Origin of the sequence: Streptococcus oralis (assembly GCF_001578705.1) — a bacterium.
GTDB lineage: Bacteria > Bacillota > Bacilli > Lactobacillales > Streptococcaceae > Streptococcus > Streptococcus oralis_J.
Genome location: NZ_KQ969037.1, coordinates 1137973 through 1156689, shown reverse-complemented (window position 1 = coordinate 1156689; position 18717 = coordinate 1137973). Strand labels below are relative to the sequence as shown.

17 protein-coding genes are annotated in these 18717 nt (G+C 41.4%); 14 read left to right on the top strand and 3 right to left on the bottom strand.

Translation table 11 applies throughout. The features are described 5' to 3' along the window. The first annotated feature begins 7 nt into the window (after positions 1–7). The 12 genes from SORDD05_RS05690 to SORDD05_RS05635 all read left to right on the top strand — a co-directional run bounded on the left by SORDD05_RS05690 (position 8) and on the right by SORDD05_RS05635 (position 12277). Positions 8–742: an ABC transporter permease gene (locus SORDD05_RS05690; protein WP_061417688.1), complete on the top strand. Its 735-nt coding sequence runs from the start codon at positions 8–10 to the stop codon at positions 740–742. A gap of 4 nt (positions 743–746) precedes the next feature. After that, a complete protein-coding gene (locus SORDD05_RS05685) occupies positions 747–1844 on the top strand; it encodes a sensor histidine kinase (protein WP_061417685.1) in 1098 nt (365 codons plus the stop codon). 1 nt (position 1845) lies between these two features. Then, the gene (locus tag SORDD05_RS05680) at positions 1846–2445 is read left to right on the top strand and encodes a response regulator transcription factor (protein ID WP_061417682.1); all 600 of its coding nucleotides are present in this window, start codon (positions 1846–1848) and stop codon (positions 2443–2445) included. Between the two features lie 317 nt (positions 2446–2762). Beyond that, positions 2763–3176, top strand: a complete 414-nt coding sequence (gene rpsL, locus SORDD05_RS05675; RefSeq protein WP_001142332.1) for a 30S ribosomal protein S12 — start codon at positions 2763–2765, stop codon at positions 3174–3176. Between the two features lie 19 nt (positions 3177–3195). After that, complete coding sequence (gene rpsG / locus SORDD05_RS05670; protein WP_000087873.1) at positions 3196–3666, top strand: 30S ribosomal protein S7; 471 nt, start codon at positions 3196–3198, stop codon at positions 3664–3666. Between the two features lie 388 nt (positions 3667–4054). Beyond that, positions 4055–6136 (top strand): elongation factor G, encoded by a 2082-nt coding sequence (gene fusA / locus SORDD05_RS05665; protein ID WP_000090331.1) that lies wholly within the window; start codon positions 4055–4057, stop codon positions 6134–6136. 263 nt (positions 6137–6399) lie between these two features. Then, positions 6400–8100 (top strand): acetolactate synthase large subunit, encoded by a 1701-nt coding sequence (locus SORDD05_RS05660; RefSeq protein WP_061417679.1) that lies wholly within the window; start codon positions 6400–6402, stop codon positions 8098–8100. Further along, the gene (gene ilvN, locus SORDD05_RS05655; RefSeq protein WP_061417676.1) at positions 8093–8569 is read left to right on the top strand and encodes an acetolactate synthase small subunit; all 477 of its coding nucleotides are present in this window, start codon (positions 8093–8095) and stop codon (positions 8567–8569) included. The genes SORDD05_RS05660 and ilvN overlap by 8 nt, the downstream gene beginning before the upstream one ends. 65 nt (positions 8570–8634) lie before the next feature. Further along, on the top strand, positions 8635–9657 hold the full coding sequence (ilvC, locus tag SORDD05_RS05650) for a ketol-acid reductoisomerase (RefSeq protein ID WP_000290685.1): 1023 nt from the start codon (positions 8635–8637) through the stop codon (positions 9655–9657). A 78-nt stretch (positions 9658–9735) separates the two neighbouring features. Then, positions 9736–10986 (top strand): threonine ammonia-lyase IlvA, encoded by a 1251-nt coding sequence (gene ilvA / locus SORDD05_RS05645; protein ID WP_061417673.1) that lies wholly within the window; start codon positions 9736–9738, stop codon positions 10984–10986. Between the two features lie 77 nt (positions 10987–11063). Further along, the gene (locus tag SORDD05_RS05640) at positions 11064–11960 is read left to right on the top strand and encodes an SPFH domain-containing protein (RefSeq protein ID WP_000242874.1); all 897 of its coding nucleotides are present in this window, start codon (positions 11064–11066) and stop codon (positions 11958–11960) included. A 101-nt stretch (positions 11961–12061) separates the two neighbouring features. After that, a complete protein-coding gene (locus tag SORDD05_RS05635) occupies positions 12062–12277 on the top strand; it encodes a capsule biosynthesis transcriptional regulator (protein ID WP_001130035.1) in 216 nt (71 codons plus the stop codon). 93 nt (positions 12278–12370) lie between these two features. Here the strand turns inward: SORDD05_RS05635 and SORDD05_RS05630 are convergent, their stop codons facing one another. Continuing rightward, positions 12371–13111: an amino acid ABC transporter ATP-binding protein gene (locus SORDD05_RS05630; protein WP_061417670.1), complete on the bottom strand. Its 741-nt coding sequence runs from the start codon at positions 13109–13111 to the stop codon at positions 12371–12373. Beyond that, positions 13111–14670 (bottom strand): ABC transporter substrate-binding protein/permease, encoded by a 1560-nt coding sequence (locus SORDD05_RS05625; RefSeq protein WP_061417667.1) that lies wholly within the window; start codon positions 14668–14670, stop codon positions 13111–13113. The genes SORDD05_RS05630 and SORDD05_RS05625 overlap by 1 nt, the downstream gene beginning before the upstream one ends. A 132-nt stretch (positions 14671–14802) precedes the next feature. Between SORDD05_RS05625 and SORDD05_RS05620 the strand changes: the two genes are divergently transcribed. Both SORDD05_RS05620 and SORDD05_RS05615 read left to right on the top strand, forming a co-directional pair. Continuing rightward, positions 14803–16692 (top strand): DUF2207 domain-containing protein, encoded by a 1890-nt coding sequence (locus tag SORDD05_RS05620; RefSeq protein ID WP_061417664.1) that lies wholly within the window; start codon positions 14803–14805, stop codon positions 16690–16692. A gap of 59 nt (positions 16693–16751) precedes the next feature. Next, positions 16752–17597 (top strand): undecaprenyl-diphosphate phosphatase, encoded by an 846-nt coding sequence (locus SORDD05_RS05615; protein WP_061417661.1) that lies wholly within the window; start codon positions 16752–16754, stop codon positions 17595–17597. A 33-nt stretch (positions 17598–17630) separates the two neighbouring features. Here SORDD05_RS05615 and dinB read toward each other — a convergent pair whose 3' ends face one another. Then, positions 17631–18692 carry a DNA polymerase IV gene (dinB, locus tag SORDD05_RS05610; RefSeq protein ID WP_061417657.1) on the bottom strand — a complete coding sequence of 354 codons (1062 nt, stop codon included), beginning with the start codon at positions 18690–18692 and terminating at the stop codon, positions 17631–17633. Between the last annotated feature and the right edge of the window lie 25 nt (positions 18693–18717).

The following is an 18717-nucleotide window of genomic DNA, read 5'->3' as shown; positions in this document are numbered from 1 at the left end:
ATTGACGATGAAAAATATGACAAGTCTCATGAAAGTGGAACTCATTTTGATGAAACGGCAAGCCGTCTACTACTTGCTATCCATCGGACTCCCAAGTGTGTTTTACCTTATATTCTCTGGTATGATGTCAGGGTCAGATATTCCAGAAATTGTTCTTCAATCCTATCTTTTTGCCATGACGCTCTTTAGTATCATGTCGAGTGCTTTTTTCAGCATTCCTAGCACACTCGAGTCCGACAAGACAAACAACTGGCAAAAATTGATTCAACATTCTCCAGTATCTATGGTAGAATATTATGTATCGAAACTGTTCAGTACTCTGCTAACTTTCTTGTTATCAATTATAGTTGTCTTTTCGGTTGGTCATTTTGTCCGCGGAGTTACTCTACCTTGGCTTGACTGGTTGGTGATTGGTGTTATTTTGCTGGTTGGAAGCGTGGTCTTTATCAGCATGGGTGTCTTGGTGAGCTTGCTTCCCAGTGCTCAACTGATGACGGTTATTGGAAATATTGCCTATATTGCTTTAGCTGTCCTAGGTGGACTGTGGTTTCCTTTGAATTCCTTCCCAGAATGGCTCCAATCCATTGGGAAACTGACTCCAACCTATCAGCTGATGCAGGTCGTCTCTGCTTATTTGGAACACCATGAGTTTAATATTCTTTCCGCCCTAGTTGTACTAGGCTATACAGTTTTCTTTGGTGTACTGGTAATCCAGCTGAAAAAACGGATCGAGGTAAAATAAATCTATGTTGGAAAAATTAAAAAACACTCATTATATGTTTCATATTTCATTAGTGTTTATCATCTTTCCTATAGCGGGTGTCATCGGTGGAGAGTACCCGCTTTTAACCTTGCTATGGACCCTACTATTTGTCCTTGCTTTCTATTCGATTTTAATCAGTCAGAATCGCACCGTGCAGTGGCTAGCTTGGTGGGTCATGATTGCCTACATTTTTTATACATCAGTTTGGCTGAATTTGGGCTTCACATGGTTTATCTTTTATTTATCCAATCTCCTTATTTATGAGCTGGATGAGATTTCTTTTCACTCTTGGCGTTTTGTCAGTTTTATTGTCTTGCAACCCTTGATTTTAACCGGGATTTATATGGTCAATCATGTTAGTCCCTGGCAACTGCTCTTTTTCTTGCTGACCTTTGTCTTTTCTGATGCTTTTACCTTTGGTCTCTACCGAATTCGAGTATCAGAGGAAATAAAAGAAGAAAAGAGAAAGCAAAATGCTAAGCTTAATCTTTTCTTGGCTGAAAACGAACGCAGTCGAATCGGTCAGGATCTCCATGATAGCCTAGGTCATACCTTTGCTATGCTGAGTGTGAAGACGGACCTTGCCCTCCAACTTCTTCAAATGCAGGCCTATCCTCAAGTGGAAAAAGAGTTAAAAGAAATTCATCAGATCAGTAAGGAATCCATGAATGAAGTTCGTACGATTATCGAAAATCTCAAAACCAGAACTCTTGCCTCCGAATTTGCGACTGTTAAAAAAATGCTGGAAATTGCAGGAATTGAAACAGAAGTCAATCACCAACTAGATACAGCTAGTTTAACTCAGGAATTGGAGTCAACGGCTTCCATGATTTTGCTTGAATTGGTGACCAATATCATCAAACATGCCAAAGCGTCTAAAGCTTACTTAAAATTGGAACGAACAGAGAAAGAACTCATTCTAACAGTGAGAGATGATGGCTGTGGCTTTGCTTCTATGAAAGGGGATGAGCTCCATACAGTTCGAGATCGTGTCCTTCCATTTTCGGGAGAGGTAAAGGTGATCAGTCAGAAGCAGCCGACTGAAGTGCAGGTTCGACTACCTTATAAGGAGAGAAACTAAGATGAAACTACTTGTTGCAGAAGATCAAAGTATGTTGCGAGATGCCATGTGCCAGTTGCTTGCCTTTCAAGCGGATGTAGAGTCTGTCTTACAAGCCAAGAATGGGCAAGAAGCAATCCAACTCTTAGAAAAGGAGTCTGTAGATATCGCTATCCTTGACGTAGAAATGCCTGTTAAGACAGGCCTCGAAGTCTTGGAGTGGATTCGAGCAGAAAAGTTAGAAACAAAGGTAGTTGTGGTGACAACCTTCAAGCGCCCAGGTTATTTTGAACGCGCGATTAAGGCTGGAGTGGATGCATATGTCTTGAAAGAAAGAAGCATTGCAGATCTCATGCAAACCTTGCACACGGTACTCGAAGGACGCAAGGAGTATTCGCCTGAATTGATGGAAGTGGTTATGACCCATCCCAATCCATTGACAGAACAAGAGATTGCTGTCTTAAAGGGAATCGCTCAGGGCTTATCCAACCAAGAAATTGCAGACCAACTCTATCTATCAAACGGAACCGTCCGCAACTATGTCACCAATATTCTTTCCAAGCTAGATGCAGGCAATCGAACAGAGGCAGCCAACATCGCAAAAGAATCAGGTTGGCTTTGATAAGAAAGGTAAAAATATCTCAAACGAACGCTTAATTGAATGAAATCAATAACTGAATTTAGGAAGTCAATGGGCTTCCTTTTCTTTGTTAAAAAAGCGTTAAGAACTAGTGTCGAAGAGTTAAAAGATCGGAATAAAAACGAAAAAAATATTGACAAGGAAAGAAAAAATGTGTTACAATAATAGACGGTACTTTTTACTTTTGGTCTCTCAAAAGTGTACAGGGACGTGCTGACAAATGTTGCAAAAGTACACACAGATGGTAGCTGTCACCAAGTGTATCATCACCAAAAATAAAAAAATACAGGAGAATGTAGATGCCTACAATTAACCAATTGGTTCGCAAACCGCGTAAATCAAAAGTAGAAAAATCTAAATCACCAGCTTTGAACGTTGGTTACAATAGTCATAAAAAAGTTCAAACAAACGTTTCTTCACCACAAAAACGTGGTGTTGCAACTCGTGTGGGAACAATGACACCTAAAAAACCTAACTCTGCCCTTCGTAAATTTGCTCGTGTACGTTTGAGCAACCTTATCGAAGTTACTGCCTACATCCCAGGTATCGGACACAACTTGCAAGAGCACAGTGTGGTGCTTCTTCGCGGTGGACGTGTAAAAGACCTTCCAGGGGTACGTTACCACATCGTCCGTGGTGCACTTGATACTGCAGGTGTTAACGATCGTAAACAAGGCCGTTCTAAATACGGTACTAAACGTCCAAAAGCATAAGGAAAGGGGATAAAGAGAAATGAGTCGTAAAAATAGAGCTCCAAAACGTGACGTATTGCCAGATCCGCTTTACAATTCACAACTAGTTACTCGTCTTATCAACCGCGTTATGCTTGATGGTAAACGTGGTACAGCTGCTTCAATCGTTTACGGTGCTTTTGAGCAAATCAAAGAAGCTACTGGTAACGATGCACTTGAAGTATTTGAAACAGCTATGGAAAACATCATGCCTGTACTTGAAGTACGTGCACGTCGTGTTGGTGGATCTAACTACCAAGTCCCAGTTGAAGTTCGTCCAGAACGTCGTACAACACTTGGACTTCGTTGGTTGGTAACAATCGCTCGCCTTCGTGGTGAACACACAATGCAAGACCGTCTTGCAAAAGAAATCTTGGACGCTGCGAACAACACTGGTGCAGCTGTTAAGAAACGTGAAGACACTCACCGTATGGCTGAAGCTAACCGTGCCTTCGCACACTTCCGTTGGTAAGAATAAGATACTAAGGGCGTTAAAAAAGCGACTGAAAATTAGGAAGCTTGACGCAGAATCAAAGATTCTAGGAAAGCTTATCTATTTTCCAAGCTTTTAGCCCGAGTTCAATTATGATGCTAGGAACGGTAAGGATGCACAGTGAGAATAGGAAACTGACGCAGTATTCGACGAATACAAGGAAGTTTATCTTTTTCACACAGCATCCCGTTCCAGCTCAAATCGGCTAACTTAAGCTTTTAGCCCGAGTTCAATTCAACTTACCATCTCGTAAGTTGAAACCAACCAAAACAAGATAAACATTGAGAACGGGTAGGTCCTGCCTATCCGTTTTTTCTAAATAATGTTATAATAGATTGTAAAATAAAAAATAGGAGAAACTAACCTCATGGCACGCGAATTTTCACTTGAAAAAACTCGTAATATCGGTATCATGGCTCACGTTGATGCCGGTAAAACAACAACTACTGAGCGTATTCTTTACTACACTGGTAAAATCCACAAAATCGGTGAAACTCACGAAGGTGCGTCACAAATGGACTGGATGGAGCAAGAGCAAGAACGTGGTATCACTATCACATCTGCTGCGACAACAGCTCAATGGAACAACCACCGCGTAAATATCATCGACACACCAGGACACGTGGACTTCACAATCGAAGTACAACGTTCTCTTCGTGTATTGGATGGTGCGGTTACTGTTCTTGACTCACAATCAGGTGTTGAGCCTCAAACTGAAACAGTTTGGCGCCAAGCAACTGAGTACGGAGTTCCACGTATCGTATTTGCTAACAAAATGGACAAAATCGGTGCTGATTTCCTTTACTCAGTAAGCACACTTCACGACCGTCTTCAAGCAAATGCACACCCAATCCAATTGCCAATCGGTGCTGAAGATGACTTCCGTGGTATCATCGACTTGATCAAGATGAAAGCTGAAATCTATACTAACGACCTTGGTACAGATATCCTTGAAGAAGATATTCCAGCTGAATACCTTGATCAAGCTCAAGAATACCGTGAAAAATTAATCGAAGCAGTTGCTGAAACTGACGAAGAATTGATGATGAAATACCTCGAAGGTGAAGAAATCACTAACGAAGAATTGAAAGCTGGTATCCGTAAAGCGACTATCAACGTTGAATTCTTCCCAGTATTGTGTGGTTCTGCCTTCAAAAACAAGGGTGTTCAATTGATGCTTGATGCGGTTATCGACTACCTTCCAAGCCCACTTGACATCCCAGCGATCAAAGGTATCAACCCAGATACAGATGAAGAAGAAACTCGTCCTGCATCTGACGAAGAGCCATTTGCAGCCCTTGCCTTCAAGATCATGACTGACCCATTCGTAGGTCGTTTGACATTCTTCCGTGTTTACTCAGGTGTTCTTCAATCAGGTTCATACGTATTGAACACTTCTAAAGGTAAACGTGAACGTATCGGACGTATCCTTCAAATGCACGCTAACAGCCGTCAAGAAATTGACACTGTTTACTCAGGTGATATCGCTGCTGCCGTTGGTTTGAAAGATACAACAACTGGTGACTCATTGACAGATGAAAAAGCTAAAATCATCCTTGAGTCAATCAACGTTCCAGAACCAGTTATCCAATTGATGGTTGAGCCAAAATCTAAAGCTGACCAAGACAAGATGGGTATTGCCCTTCAAAAATTGGCTGAAGAAGACCCAACATTCCGCGTTGAAACAAACGTTGAAACTGGTGAAACAGTTATCTCAGGTATGGGTGAACTTCACCTTGACGTCCTTGTTGACCGTATGCGTCGCGAGTTCAAGGTTGAAGCAAACGTAGGTGCTCCTCAAGTATCTTACCGTGAAACATTCCGCGCTTCTACTCAAGCACGTGGATTCTTCAAACGTCAGTCTGGTGGTAAAGGTCAATTCGGTGATGTATGGATTGAATTTACTCCAAACGAAGAAGGTAAAGGATTTGAATTCGAAAACGCAATCGTCGGTGGTGTGGTTCCTCGTGAATTTATCCCAGCGGTTGAAAAAGGTTTGGTAGAATCTATGGCTAACGGTGTTCTTGCAGGTTACCCAATGGTTGACGTTAAAGCTAAGCTTTACGATGGTTCATACCACGATGTCGACTCATCTGAAACTGCCTTCAAGATCGCGGCTTCACTTGCTCTTAAAGAAGCTGCTAAGACTGCACAACCAGCTATCCTTGAGCCAATGATGCTTGTAACCATCACTGTTCCTGAAGAAAACCTTGGTGATGTTATGGGTCACGTAACTGCTCGTCGTGGACGTGTTGATGGTATGGAAGCACACGGTAACAGTCAAATCGTACGTGCTTACGTTCCACTTGCTGAAATGTTTGGTTACGCAACTGTTCTTCGTTCAGCATCTCAAGGACGTGGTACCTTCATGATGGTATTTGACCACTACGAAGATGTACCTAAGTCAGTACAAGAAGAAATCATTAAGAAAAATAAAGGTGAAGACTAATCAGTCCTCACTCTAGAAGGAAGTCACTTAGTGGCTTCCTTTTTATATTCTATATCAAGGAAGGTTAGAAAAATATACCCTAAACTAAATTTGGCAGTAATAAAATCGTTCAATTCCCTATTCATATTTATAAAAATAGGAAAAACATTCATAAAAACACGTTTAGATAGAAAATTCAGAAAATTGCTTCTTTTGCCTTGAAAATTTTTGAAAAAATGGTATGATAGTAACAAGCTATTTTTAAGAGAAGAGAAAGGGGAACAATGGAAAAAATCAGTTTAGACGCTCCTAAGACGGGATCGGATCTAGTTTTGGAAACCCTCCGTGGTTTAGGAATTGATACCATATTTGGTTATCCTGGTGGGGCTGTCTTGCCTTTATATGATGCGATTTATAATTTCAAAGGCATTCGCCACATCTTGGGTCGCCATGAACAAGGCTGTTTGCATGAAGCCGAAGGTTATGCCAAATCAACTGGAAAGTTGGGCGTTGCCGTCGTCACGAGTGGACCGGGAGCAACAAATGCCATTACAGGAATCGCGGATGCCATGAGCGATAGCGTTCCCCTCTTGGTCTTTACGGGACAAGTCGCTCGAGCAGGCATTGGGAAGGATGCTTTTCAGGAGGCAGACATCGTGGGTATTACCATGCCCATTACCAAATACAATTACCAAGTCCGTGAGACAGCAGATATTCCTCGTATCATTACGGAAGCTGTCCATATTGCGACCACAGGTCGTCCTGGCCCAGTTGTGATCGACTTGCCAAAGGATGTATCTGCCTTAGAGACGGACTTCATCTATTCACCAGAGGTAAATTTACCAAGCTATCAACCGACGCTTGATCCGAATGACATGCAAATCAAGAAAATCTTGAAACAATTGTCTAAGGCTAAGAAACCTGTATTGCTAGCTGGTGGCGGGGTTAGTTATGCAGAAGCGGCTGCCGAGCTCAATGAGTTTGCTGAACGTTACCAAATTCCAGTCGTGACCAGTCTTTTGGGGCAAGGTACGATTGCGACTAGCCATCCGCTCTTCCTAGGAATGGGAGGTATGCACGGTTCTTTCGCAGCTAACATTGCCATGACCGAAGCGGACTTTATGATTAGTATTGGTTGCCGTTTCGATGACCGCTTGACGGGGAATCCTAAGACCTTTGCTAAGAATGCCAAGGTTGCTCATATCGACATTGACCCAGCTGAGATTGGTAAGATTATCAGTGCAGATATTCCTGTGGTCGGGGACGCTAAGAAAGCTTTGCAGATGCTACTAGCAGAACCAACTGTTCATAACAATACTGAAAAGTGGATTGAAAAAGTCACGAAAGACAAGAACCGTGTTCGTTCTTATGATAAGAAAGAACGTGTGGTTCAACCTCAGGCCGTTATTGAACGCATCGGAGAGTTGACGAATGGGGATGCCATTGTTGTCACAGACGTTGGTCAACACCAAATGTGGACAGCTCAGTATTATCCTTACCAAAATGAGCGTCAGTTAGTCACTTCGGGAGGCTTGGGTACCATGGGATTTGGAGTTCCTGCGGCTATCGGAGCCAAGATTGCCAATCCAGAAAAAGAAGTAGTTCTTTTTGTCGGTGATGGTGGTTTCCAAATGACCAACCAAGAACTAGCTATCCTAAACATCTACAAGGTGCCGATTAAGGTTGTCATGTTGAATAACCACTCCCTGGGAATGGTTCGTCAGTGGCAAGAATCCTTCTATGAGGGTAGAACTTCAGAGTCGGTCTTTGACACTCTTCCTGACTTCCAGCTGATGGCACAGGCTTACGGCATTAAAAATTATAAATTTGACAATCCAGAAACGATAGAAAAAGATCTAGAGGCTATTCTGGAGGATGTGCCGATGTTTATCGAGGTGGATATTTCTCGTAAGGAACAGGTCTTACCGATGGTACCAGCTGGTAAGAGCAATCATGAGATGTTGGGGGTGAAGTTCCATGCGTAGAATGTTAACGGCAAAACTACAAAATCGTTCAGGAGTCCTCAATCGCTTTACAGGTGTCCTTTCACGTCGTCAAGTCAATATTGAGAGTATCTCAGTTGGTGCGACAGAGGATCCAAACGTTTCACGGATTACCATCATTATTGATGTAGCTTCTCATGATGAGGTCGAGCAAATCATCAAGCAACTCAATCGTCAGATTGATGTGATTCGCATTCGAGATATCACGGATAAGCCACACTTGGAAAGAGAAGTTATCTTGGTGAAGATTGCAGCACCAGCTGAAAAGCGTGCAGAAATCTTGGCTATTATCCAACCTTTCCGTGCAACGGTGGTGGATGTGGCTCCAAGCTCCATCACTATTCAGATGACGGGAAATGCTGAAAAAAGTGAAGCTTTATTGCGAGTGATTCGACCATACGGTATTAAAAATATCGCTCGTACGGGTGCAACTGGATTTACCCGCGATTAAAAATCCAGCTTAAATTTGGTAAAACCGCCTAAGAGGCAATAAATAATAGAAAAGAGAGAAAAACTATGGCAGTTCAAATGGAATACGAAAAAGATGTTAAAGTAGCAGCGCTTGACGGTAAAAAAATCGCCGTTATCGGTTATGGTTCACAAGGACATGCGCATGCGCAAAACTTGCGTGACTCAGGTCGTGATGTCATCATCGGTGTGCGTCCAGGTAAATCTTTTGACAAAGCAAAAGAAGACGGATTTGATACTTACACAGTAGCAGAAGCAACTAAATTGGCTGACGTTATCATGATCTTGGCACCAGACGAAATTCAACAAGAATTGTACGAAGCAGAAATCGCTCCAAACTTGGAAGCTGGAAATGCAGTTGGATTTGCTCATGGTTTCAACATTCACTTTGAATTTATCAAAGTTCCTGCAGATGTAGATGTCTTCATGTGTGCTCCTAAAGGACCAGGACACTTGGTGCGCCGTACTTATGAAGAAGGATTTGGTGTTCCAGCTCTTTATGCAGTCTACCAAGACGCCACAGGAAATGCGAAAAACATTGCTATGGACTGGTGTAAAGGTGTTGGAGCAGCTCGTGTTGGTTTGCTTGAAACAACTTACAAAGAAGAAACTGAAGAAGATTTGTTTGGTGAACAAGCTGTACTTTGTGGTGGTTTGACTGCCCTTATCGAAGCAGGTTTTGAAGTCTTGACAGAAGCAGGCTATGCCCCAGAATTGGCTTACTTTGAAGTTCTTCATGAAATGAAATTGATCGTTGACTTGATCTATGAAGGTGGATTCAAGAAAATGCGTCAATCTATTTCAAATACTGCTGAGTACGGTGACTATGTATCAGGCCCACGTGTGATTACTGAGCAAGTTAAAGAAAACATGAAAGCAGTTCTTGCAGACATCCAAAATGGTACATTTGCAAATGACTTTGTAAATGACTACAAGGCTGGTCGTCCAAAACTCACTGCTTACCGTGAACAAGCAGCTAACCTTGAAATTGAAAAAGTTGGTGCAGAACTACGTAAAGCAATGCCATTCGTTGGTAAAAACGACGACGATGCTTTCAAAATCTATAACTAATTCTTAGAATAAAAACAGAAGGCGAGTTGGGGGGTACCTAACTCGCTTTTTACCTTGTAAAGTATTTGAGGAGGAGACATGCTAAGTGCAAAAGATGTGGTGAAAGCCCACAAAGTTTTAAGTGGTGTAGTAGTGAATACACCACTAGAATATGATCATTATTTATCAGAGAAATATGGAGCTAAAATCTATTTAAAAAAGGAGAATGCGCAACGAGTTCGCTCTTTTAAAATTCGCGGAGCTTATTATGCCATTTCTCAACTGTCAAAAGAAGAACGTGAGCGTGGTGTAGTCTGTGCCTCTGCGGGAAATCATGCCCAAGGTGTCGCCTACACTTGTAAGGAGATGAAGATTCCCGCAACGATTTTTATGCCAATCACAACGCCCCAACAAAAAATTGGTCAAGTTCGCTTTTTTGGTGGAGAGTTTGTGACAATCAAGTTGGTTGGGGATACCTTTGATGCTTCTGCTAAGGCAGCGCAAGAGTTTACGTTGTCAGAAAACCGTACCTTCATTGATCCTTTTGATGATGCCCATGTTCAGGCAGGGCAAGGAACAGTTGCTTATGAAATTTTAGAAGAAGCTCGGAAAGAGTCAATTGACTTTGACACTGTTCTTGTTCCTGTTGGTGGTGGAGGTCTGATTGCGGGAGTTTCTACCTATATCAAGGAAACAAATCCGGAAATTGAAGTCATTGGTGTAGAAGCCAATGGTGCCCGTTCGATGAAGGCTGCTTTTGAGGCTGGAGGACCAGTTAAACTCAAAGAAATTGACAAATTTGCTGATGGAATAGCTGTGCAGAAAGTTGGGCAGCTGACTTATGAAGCAACTCGTCAGAATGTTGAAACTCTTATCGGAGTGGATGAGGGTTTGATTTCAGAAACCTTGATTGATCTTTATTCTAAGCAAGGGATCGTCGCCGAACCTGCTGGAGCGGCCAGCATTGCGGCCTTGGAAGTTCTATCAGACTATATTAAAGACAAGACAATCTGTTGTATCATTTCTGGAGGAAATAACGATATTAACCGTATGCCGGAAATGGAAGAACGTGCCTTGATTTACGATGGCATCAAGCATTACTTTGTAGTCAATTTCCCACAACGTCCAGGAGCTCTCCGAGAGTTTGTAAATGATATCTTGGGACCGCATGATGATATTACTCGTTTTGAATATATCAAACGAGCAAGCAAGGGGACAGGCCCAGTATTGATTGGAATTGCTCTTGCAGATAAACATGATTATGCTGGTTTGATTCATCGAATGGAGAAGTTTGACCCATCTTATATCAATCTAAACGGGAATGAGACTTTATATAATATGCTAGTCTAAAATAAATTTGCTATCATATTATTTGCATAATAAATATGATGGTGCTATAATGAGGGTGACGAAAGGGGGAGATTCCCATGGTTTTACATGTTTTACTTGTTCTCTTTATTCTAGTGCTGATTGCATCAGCGATTATTATCAGCTCTGTGTATGTTGTAAGGCAGCAATCTGTCGCCATTATTGAACGTTTCGGTAAATACCAAAAGTTGAGTAACAGTGGGATTCATGTGCGAGCGCCTTTTGGAATTGATAGAATTGCAGCCAGGGTGCAGTTGCGCCTATTGCAAAGTGAGATTGTCGTGGAAACAAAAACGCAGGATAACGTCTTTGTGACCATGAATGTGGCAACTCAGTATCGAGTGAATGAGAACAACGTCACAGATGCTTACTATAAACTAATGAGACCAGAAGCTCAAATCAAATCCTATATCGAGGATGCCTTGCGTTCGTCTGTACCGAAATTGACCTTGGATGAACTATTTGAGAAAAAAGATGAAATCGCATTAGAAGTTCAAAAACAAGTAGCAGAAGAAATGTCTACATATGGTTACATCATTGTAAAAACATTGATTACGAAGGTTGAGCCTGACGCTGAAGTTAAACAATCAATGAATGAAATCAATGCTGCCCAGCGTAAGAGAGTTGCAGCGCAAGAACTTGCAGAAGCAGATAAGATTAAGATTGTGACAGCAGCAGAAGCAGAGGCAGAAAAAGATCGCCTACACGGGGTAGGGATTGCAGAACAGCGTAAGGCTATTGTTGACGGACTTGCTGATTCTATTCAAGAATTAAAAGGAGCCAATGTTGAACTCACAGAAGCCCAGATTATGTCTATTCTATTAACAAATCAGTATTTAGATACCTTGAATAATTTCGCAGACAATAAGGGCAATAACACCATCTTCCTACCAGCAAATCCTGATGGAGTTGAAGATATACGAACAAGCATATTGTCAGCTTTAAAAGCTAAGTAATAACAATTCATTATTTGTTTTCAATAAGTAGATGTTTTTTTATGTATAGTCCTCAAAATGACTATATTTCAACATCGTAAAGAATGAAATAGGAGAAGAACATGGCTAAATCAAACTTTGAAAAAGTAGAATCAGTTGTTGGCTGGGTTCGTGATAAGAAAATCACAGGTTACCGTATCTCTAAGGAAACAAATGCACGTGAAATGTCAATTATTGCTTTGGCACAAGGTCGTGCAAAAGTGAAAAATATTTCATTTGAAACAGCCCTAGGCTTGATTGATTTTTATGACAAGAATCATGAAAAATTTGAAGATTAAACTAGGCTTACAGGCAGATTCTTAAAATGGATCTGCCTTTTGTTTTGAAAAGAGTTAGTAAAAAGACTACATATTTTATGCAGTCTTTGTTTGTTATTTGAGATAGCGCTGAAGAAATTCTCGCGTTCGTTCTTCTTTAGGGTTTGTGAAGAGGTCTTCTGGCTTGCCTTCTTCAGCAATGACACCCTTATCCATAAAGATGACACGGTGTGAGACATCGCGGGCGAACTCCATTTCGTGGGTGACGACGATCATGGTCAAGCCTTCTTGAGCTAGATCCTGCATGATTTTAAGGACTTCACCGACCATTTCCGGGTCAAGAGCAGATGTTGGTTCGTCAAAGAGAATGGCGTCAGGATTCATGGAGAGTGCGCGAGCGATGGCTACACGTTGCTTTTGTCCACCTGAAAGTTGTTTAGGCTTGGCTTGCCAGTAGCGTTCTCCCATGCCAACTTTTTCGAGATTTTCTTTGGCAATTTTTTCAGCTTCAGAGCGTTCTCGTTTAAGGACAGTCGTTTGGGCAACGATCGTATTTTCGAGAACATCGAGGTTTTCAAAGAGATTGAAAGATTGGAAAACCATACCGAGTTTTTCACGATAATGGGTGAGGTTATAGCCTTTTTCTAAGACGTTTTCTCCTCGATAGAGAATCTCTCCCTCTGTAGGTGTTTCTAGTAAATTAATTGAACGAAGGAAGGTTGATTTTCCGCTTCCTGAGCTTCCGATGATGGAAATAACCTCTCCTTTATGGACAGTAAGAGAAATGTCTTTTAGCACTTCATTTTGTCCATAGGATTTTTTGAGGTGTTTGATTTCAAGAATTGCTTGTGTCATTATTTCAAATCCTCCGTTTGCATTTGGTTAGCACCTGTAGTGTAAGTATCCATGTCCATACGGCGTTCGATAAAACGTAGGATACGGGTCACGGTAAAGGTGAGGACAAAGTAAATCACGGCAATGATTGTAAAGGTCTGGAAGTATTGATAGGTTTGAGTTGCGACAGTATTTCCTGAGAAATAAAGCTCAACAACTGAAATAACGTTTAATACAGAGGTATCTTTGATGTTGATGACAAACTCATTACCAGTAGCGGGTAGAATATTGCGAACAACCTGAGGGAGGACAACCTTGCGCATGGTCTGATTATGGGTCATACCAAGAGCCGTTGCGGCTTCAAACTGTCCCTTGTCAACTGCTAGAATACCACCACGAACGATTTCTGTCATGTAGGCACCAGTATTGATTGAGACGATAAAGATAGCAGCCAGTGTACGATCGAGATTGATTCCGAAGGCTTGTGCTGTACCGTAGTAGATAACCATCGATTGAACAATCATTGGCGTACCGCGGAAAATTTCAATATAGACATTGAGAATCCAGCCAAGTAGTTTTTGCAAGCCATAGATGACCTTGTTTTCAGATAGTGGAGCAGTACGGAAGACCCCGATTGCAAGTCCGATAATGAGACCTGTGATGGTTCCGATAATAGAGATTAAGAGTGTGATACCAGCACCACGCAAGAGTTGTTGCCAGTTTTCAGAAAGGATCTTAGCGACTTGACTAAAGAAACTGCTTTCTTCCTCCGTTGTTGCCTCAACTGGTTGCTCTTTAATCATACGATCCATCAGTGCAACTTGCTCATCCTTAGAGATGGTTTCGATACTAGTATTGATTTGGCTGATACGGCTGTCATCTTTACGAAGACCAATGGCAATAGCGGTGTCTTCTTCGCCAGTTTTGAAACCTGGTTGGGGTTGAATCATTTTGAACTTAGCGTTGGCAGATTCAGCGGTCAGGGCTTCAGGGCGTTCTGAGACATAGGCATCGATGACACCTGCTTCAAGTGCTTGACGCATCTGAGCAAAATCCCCCATGGCTGTTTCTTTCTTTGCACCTGAAATTTGGGAAATCAGGTCATAAAGGTAAACACCCTGTTGAGAAGTGATTTTTGCCCCGCTAAAGTCCTCTAAAGATTTGGCATTCGCATAGGCAGAGTCCTTTTTGACCAATAGAACCGGTTCGCTAGTATAGTAACTGCTTGAAAAAGCAATTTCTTGTTTGCGTTCAGCGGTTGGGCTCATACCGGCAATGATCATATCGATTTTGCCAGAAGTAAGTGCTGGAACAAGTCCTTCCCATTTGGTTTTCACAACCAAAGGTTCCTTACCAAGGTCTTTGGCAATTTTTTTAGCAATTTGAACATCGTAGCCGTTAGCATATTGGTTGGTACCGTCGATTTTGACGGCGCCATTACTATCGTCGTCTTGGGTCCAGTTGAAGGGAGCGTAAGCTGCCTCCATCCCAATGCGTAAATATTCGTCGGCTTGGACTTGGCTAACTAGTCCCAGTGTAAGGGCTAGGCTAGCAAGGATAGATAAGCATAATTTTTTCATGTTTTCTCCTATTTCTAGTCTAAAAATGACTCTCTCTATTGTATCTAAAAATAGTGAGATTTTCAATACAAGTAAGCCTTTACTTATAAAAAATGATATAATGATAGCAAAGATAAAAAGGGGGATTGTGTTGTGAAAAAGATTTTTTTCGTGCTTTTATTTGCCTTGATTTGTGTTCTACCACTCTCTGTTTTTGCGGTTGATTTCAAGATTCGCTCTTATCAGGGTGATTTGTATATTCATGCAGATAATACAGCAGAATTTAGGGAGAAAGTAGTCTATCATTTTGATGAGGATTTTAATGGACAACTAGTAGGACTTGGCCGTTCTGGTAAGATGCCAAAGGGCTTTGAAATAGATCCCAGTCCGAAGGTTCAGGTATGGAAAAATACTAGCGCCATTGAGGATGTCAATAGTGAAGTGATAGAAGAATCGGAAGGGTATACTATAAAAGTGTATAATCCAGGTCAAGAGGGAGATACTGTTGAAGTGGTAATCACATGGCAACTAAAAAATCTCCTTTTCCTATACGATGACATCGCGGAACTTAATTGGCAACCTCTGACGGATAGTTCAGAACCTATCGAAAATTTTGAGTTTCGAGTAATGGGCTTTAATGGAGCTGAAAAACTTTTCTTTCATACAGGGAAACTCTTTACAGAGGACAAGGTAGAGAAGATAGATGGTGATTATCGTGTTCATTTGCAGAACCTACCTCGTCAGCGTGGGGTTGAATTGCATGCCTATTGGCCTAGAAAAGATTTTGAAACAGCTTTGGATCAGGGACTGAAAGGTAATCGTTTAGCAGAATTTGAAAAAATAGAGGAATCCATTACTGCTGAAAAAGCTCAAAGTAAAGCTCTGGCTACGTGGATTATCCCTTTACTGCTCTCGCTTTCTTTAGTCTTAAGTGTCATTTTCTACCGCATTTACAGAAGAAGAACCTCCCCATCGAAGAAATATGACAAAAATCACCGTCTCTATGAACCGCCAATGGACTTAGAACCGATGGTCTTATCAGAAACTGTTTACTCCACTTCTTTAGAGGAAGTCAGCCCCTTGACCAAGGGAAGAGGGAAGTTCACCTTTGATCAACTCGTTCAGGCAACTTTATTGGATGTGATTGACCGTGGAAATGTTTCGATCATCTCAAATGGAGATGAGGTCCGTTTAAAAGTCGTAAAAGAAAAAGGATTGGTAAGTTTTGAAAAAGATTGCCTTAATTTGGCCTTTTCAGGAAGAGAAGAAGTACTTGTTTCAGACTTGTTTGCAGATTACCAAGTGTCAACTAGTCTTTACCAAGGTGCAAAAGCAGCTGATGAAAAACGGATTCAGAAAACAGGACGTAAGCTTAAGTCGTCTTTTGAGCAAGCTCTGAAGCAGATGCAGGATGGGGTGAGAAAGCGGGTATCCTCTTTGCAACTTCCAGCTTATTATCGTCCACTGAGTAATGGAGAAAAAATCCTGAGATTGACGATAGGTGTCTTTACGATTTTACCTGCTTTCGTTGGTTTTGGCTGGTTTTTGTATAGTTTGGATGCCCACGGGTATCTTTCTCTGCCACTTCTTATCCTTGGATTTGCAGGCTTGCTGTTAGCTGCCGTCTATTATTGGACGACCCGATTTGATACTCGTGATGGTGTTTTAAATGAAGAAGGGTTAGAAGCGTACTATCTCTGGACTAGTTTTGAAAACATGCTTCGCGATATCGCTCACCTAGACAAGGCAGAATTAGAAAGTATCGTTCTTTGGAATCGTCTCCTTGTCTATGCTACTTTATTTGGTTATGCGGACAAGGTGAGTCGTTTGATGAAATCTTATCAGATTCAGGTCGAGAACCCAGATATCAATCTTTACGTAGCTTATGGCTGGCACAGTATGTTTTATCATTCAACTGCTCAAATGAGTCACTATGCTAGTATTGCAAATACAGCTAGCAATTACTCTGTATCTTCTGGAAGTGGTTCTTCAGGTGGAGGATTCTCAGGAGGCGGAGGCGGTGGTAGCATCGGCGCCTTCTAAAAAATCTATCGCAACATCCGAAATTATGCTATAATAGAGGACAGAAAAAGGAGTAATGTATGTATTTTATTGAAATTTTGAAGTCAATCTTTTTTGGGATTGTTGAAGGAATTACAGAATGGTTGCCCATTTCAAGTACAGGACACTTGATCTTGGTGGAAGAATTTGTCCAATACAAGGACCAAAATGAAGCCTTCATGTCCATGTTTAATGTTGTCATTCAGCTTGGCGCTATTTTAGCAGTTATGGTCATTTACTTTAACAAGCTCAATCCCTTCAAACCTGGTAAAAACAAGGTCGAAGTTCGTAGAACTTGGCAATTGTGGTCAAAAGTCTTCGTTGCAACCTTGCCTTTGCTATTGGTCTTTAAACTAGATGATTGGTTTGATGCCAACTTCCATAACATGGTTTCGGTTGCCATTATGTTGATTATCTATGGTGTTGCCTTTATCTATCTTGAAAAACGAAATAAGGCGCAAGCCATTGAACCAACAGTAACAGAGCTAGACAAGTTGCCTTATAAAACAGCTCTTTACATTGGACTCTTCCAAGTCCTCGCCCTCTTCCCAGGAACGAGCCGTTCCGGTGCTACTATCGTTGGTGGTTTGTTGAATGGAACAAGTCGCTCTGTCGTAACAGAGTTTACCTTCTATCTCGGGATTCCTGTCATGTTCGGAGCTAGTGCTTTAAAGATTTTCAAATTTATTAAAGCAGGTCAACTCTTGAGTTTTGGGCAATTATTCTTGCTCTTGGTAGCTATGGGTGTTGCTTTTGCAGTCAGCATGGTTGCCATTCGTTTCTTGACCAGCTATGTGAAGAAACACGACTTTACACTCTTTGGTAAATACCGTATCGTACTCGGTAGCGTCTTGTTGCTTTATAGTTTTGTGCGTTTGTTTGTATAAGCAAAAGCTTGAAGGAATCTCCCTTCAAGCTTTTTAAAATCCTGTCACTGTAATTCCTAGTAGACGAACGCCTTTCTCTTTTTCAGTTAGTTCTTCGTAGAGTTGAAGGGCAGTTTGAGAAATCTGACTAGCGTCCTGTGTTGCTTGTGGAAGGCTTTTTCGTCTAGTTAGAGTGGAGAAATCAGCGTAACGAATCTTTAGGATAATGATTTTTCCAGTTTTGTCTTGTTTACTGAGATTGAGAGCAACTTTTTCAGAGAGAAGAGTCAGCTCTTTTTTAATATCTTCTTCTACTTGTAGGATCTTTCCATAGGTTTTCTCCTTGCCAATGGACTTACGAATCCGATTGGATTTGACTGGAGAATTGTGAATACCACGAGCCTTTCGATACAGGTCAAAACCAAGTCTGCCAAAGCGATCAATCAAAGTGATTTCAGAGACCTTCAATAAGTCTGCACCAGTATAAATGCCCATTTCATGAAGCCTTTCCACTGTTTTCTTGCCCACTCCATGAAATTTAGCAATATCCATTTGTTTGAGAAATTCTTGGGCTTGGTCAGGTAGAATCACTGTTAAACCATGGGGCTTCTGATAATCACTGGCCATTTTAGCTAAAAATTTATTGTAAGAAACACCAGCAGAAGCAGTTAAGTGTAGTTCCTGCCAGATATCTTGTTGGATGAGACGAGCTATTTTGACTGCCGACTTGATACCAAGTTTATTTTCGGTTACATCCAAGTAGGCTTCGTCAATACTCATAGGTTCAATCAAATCAGTATAGCGTTTAAAAATAGCTCGAATCTGAAGTCCCACAGTTTTGTATTTTTCATAATTTCCCGAGATAAAGATGGCCTGAGGACAACGCTCATAAGCTTCTTTAGAACTCATGGCAGAGTGAATGCCAAAGGCTCGCGCCTCGTAGCTACAAGTAGACACAACTCCCCGTCCGCCAGTTTGTCTGGGGTCGCTCCCAATGATAACAGGTTTTCCTTTTAACTTAGGATTGTCTCTTATTTCCACCGCAGCAAAAAAGGCATCCATGTCGATATGGATGATTTTTCTGGACAAATCATTAATCAATGGAAATATGAGCATTTTGCTTCCTTTCTAATGTCATTTT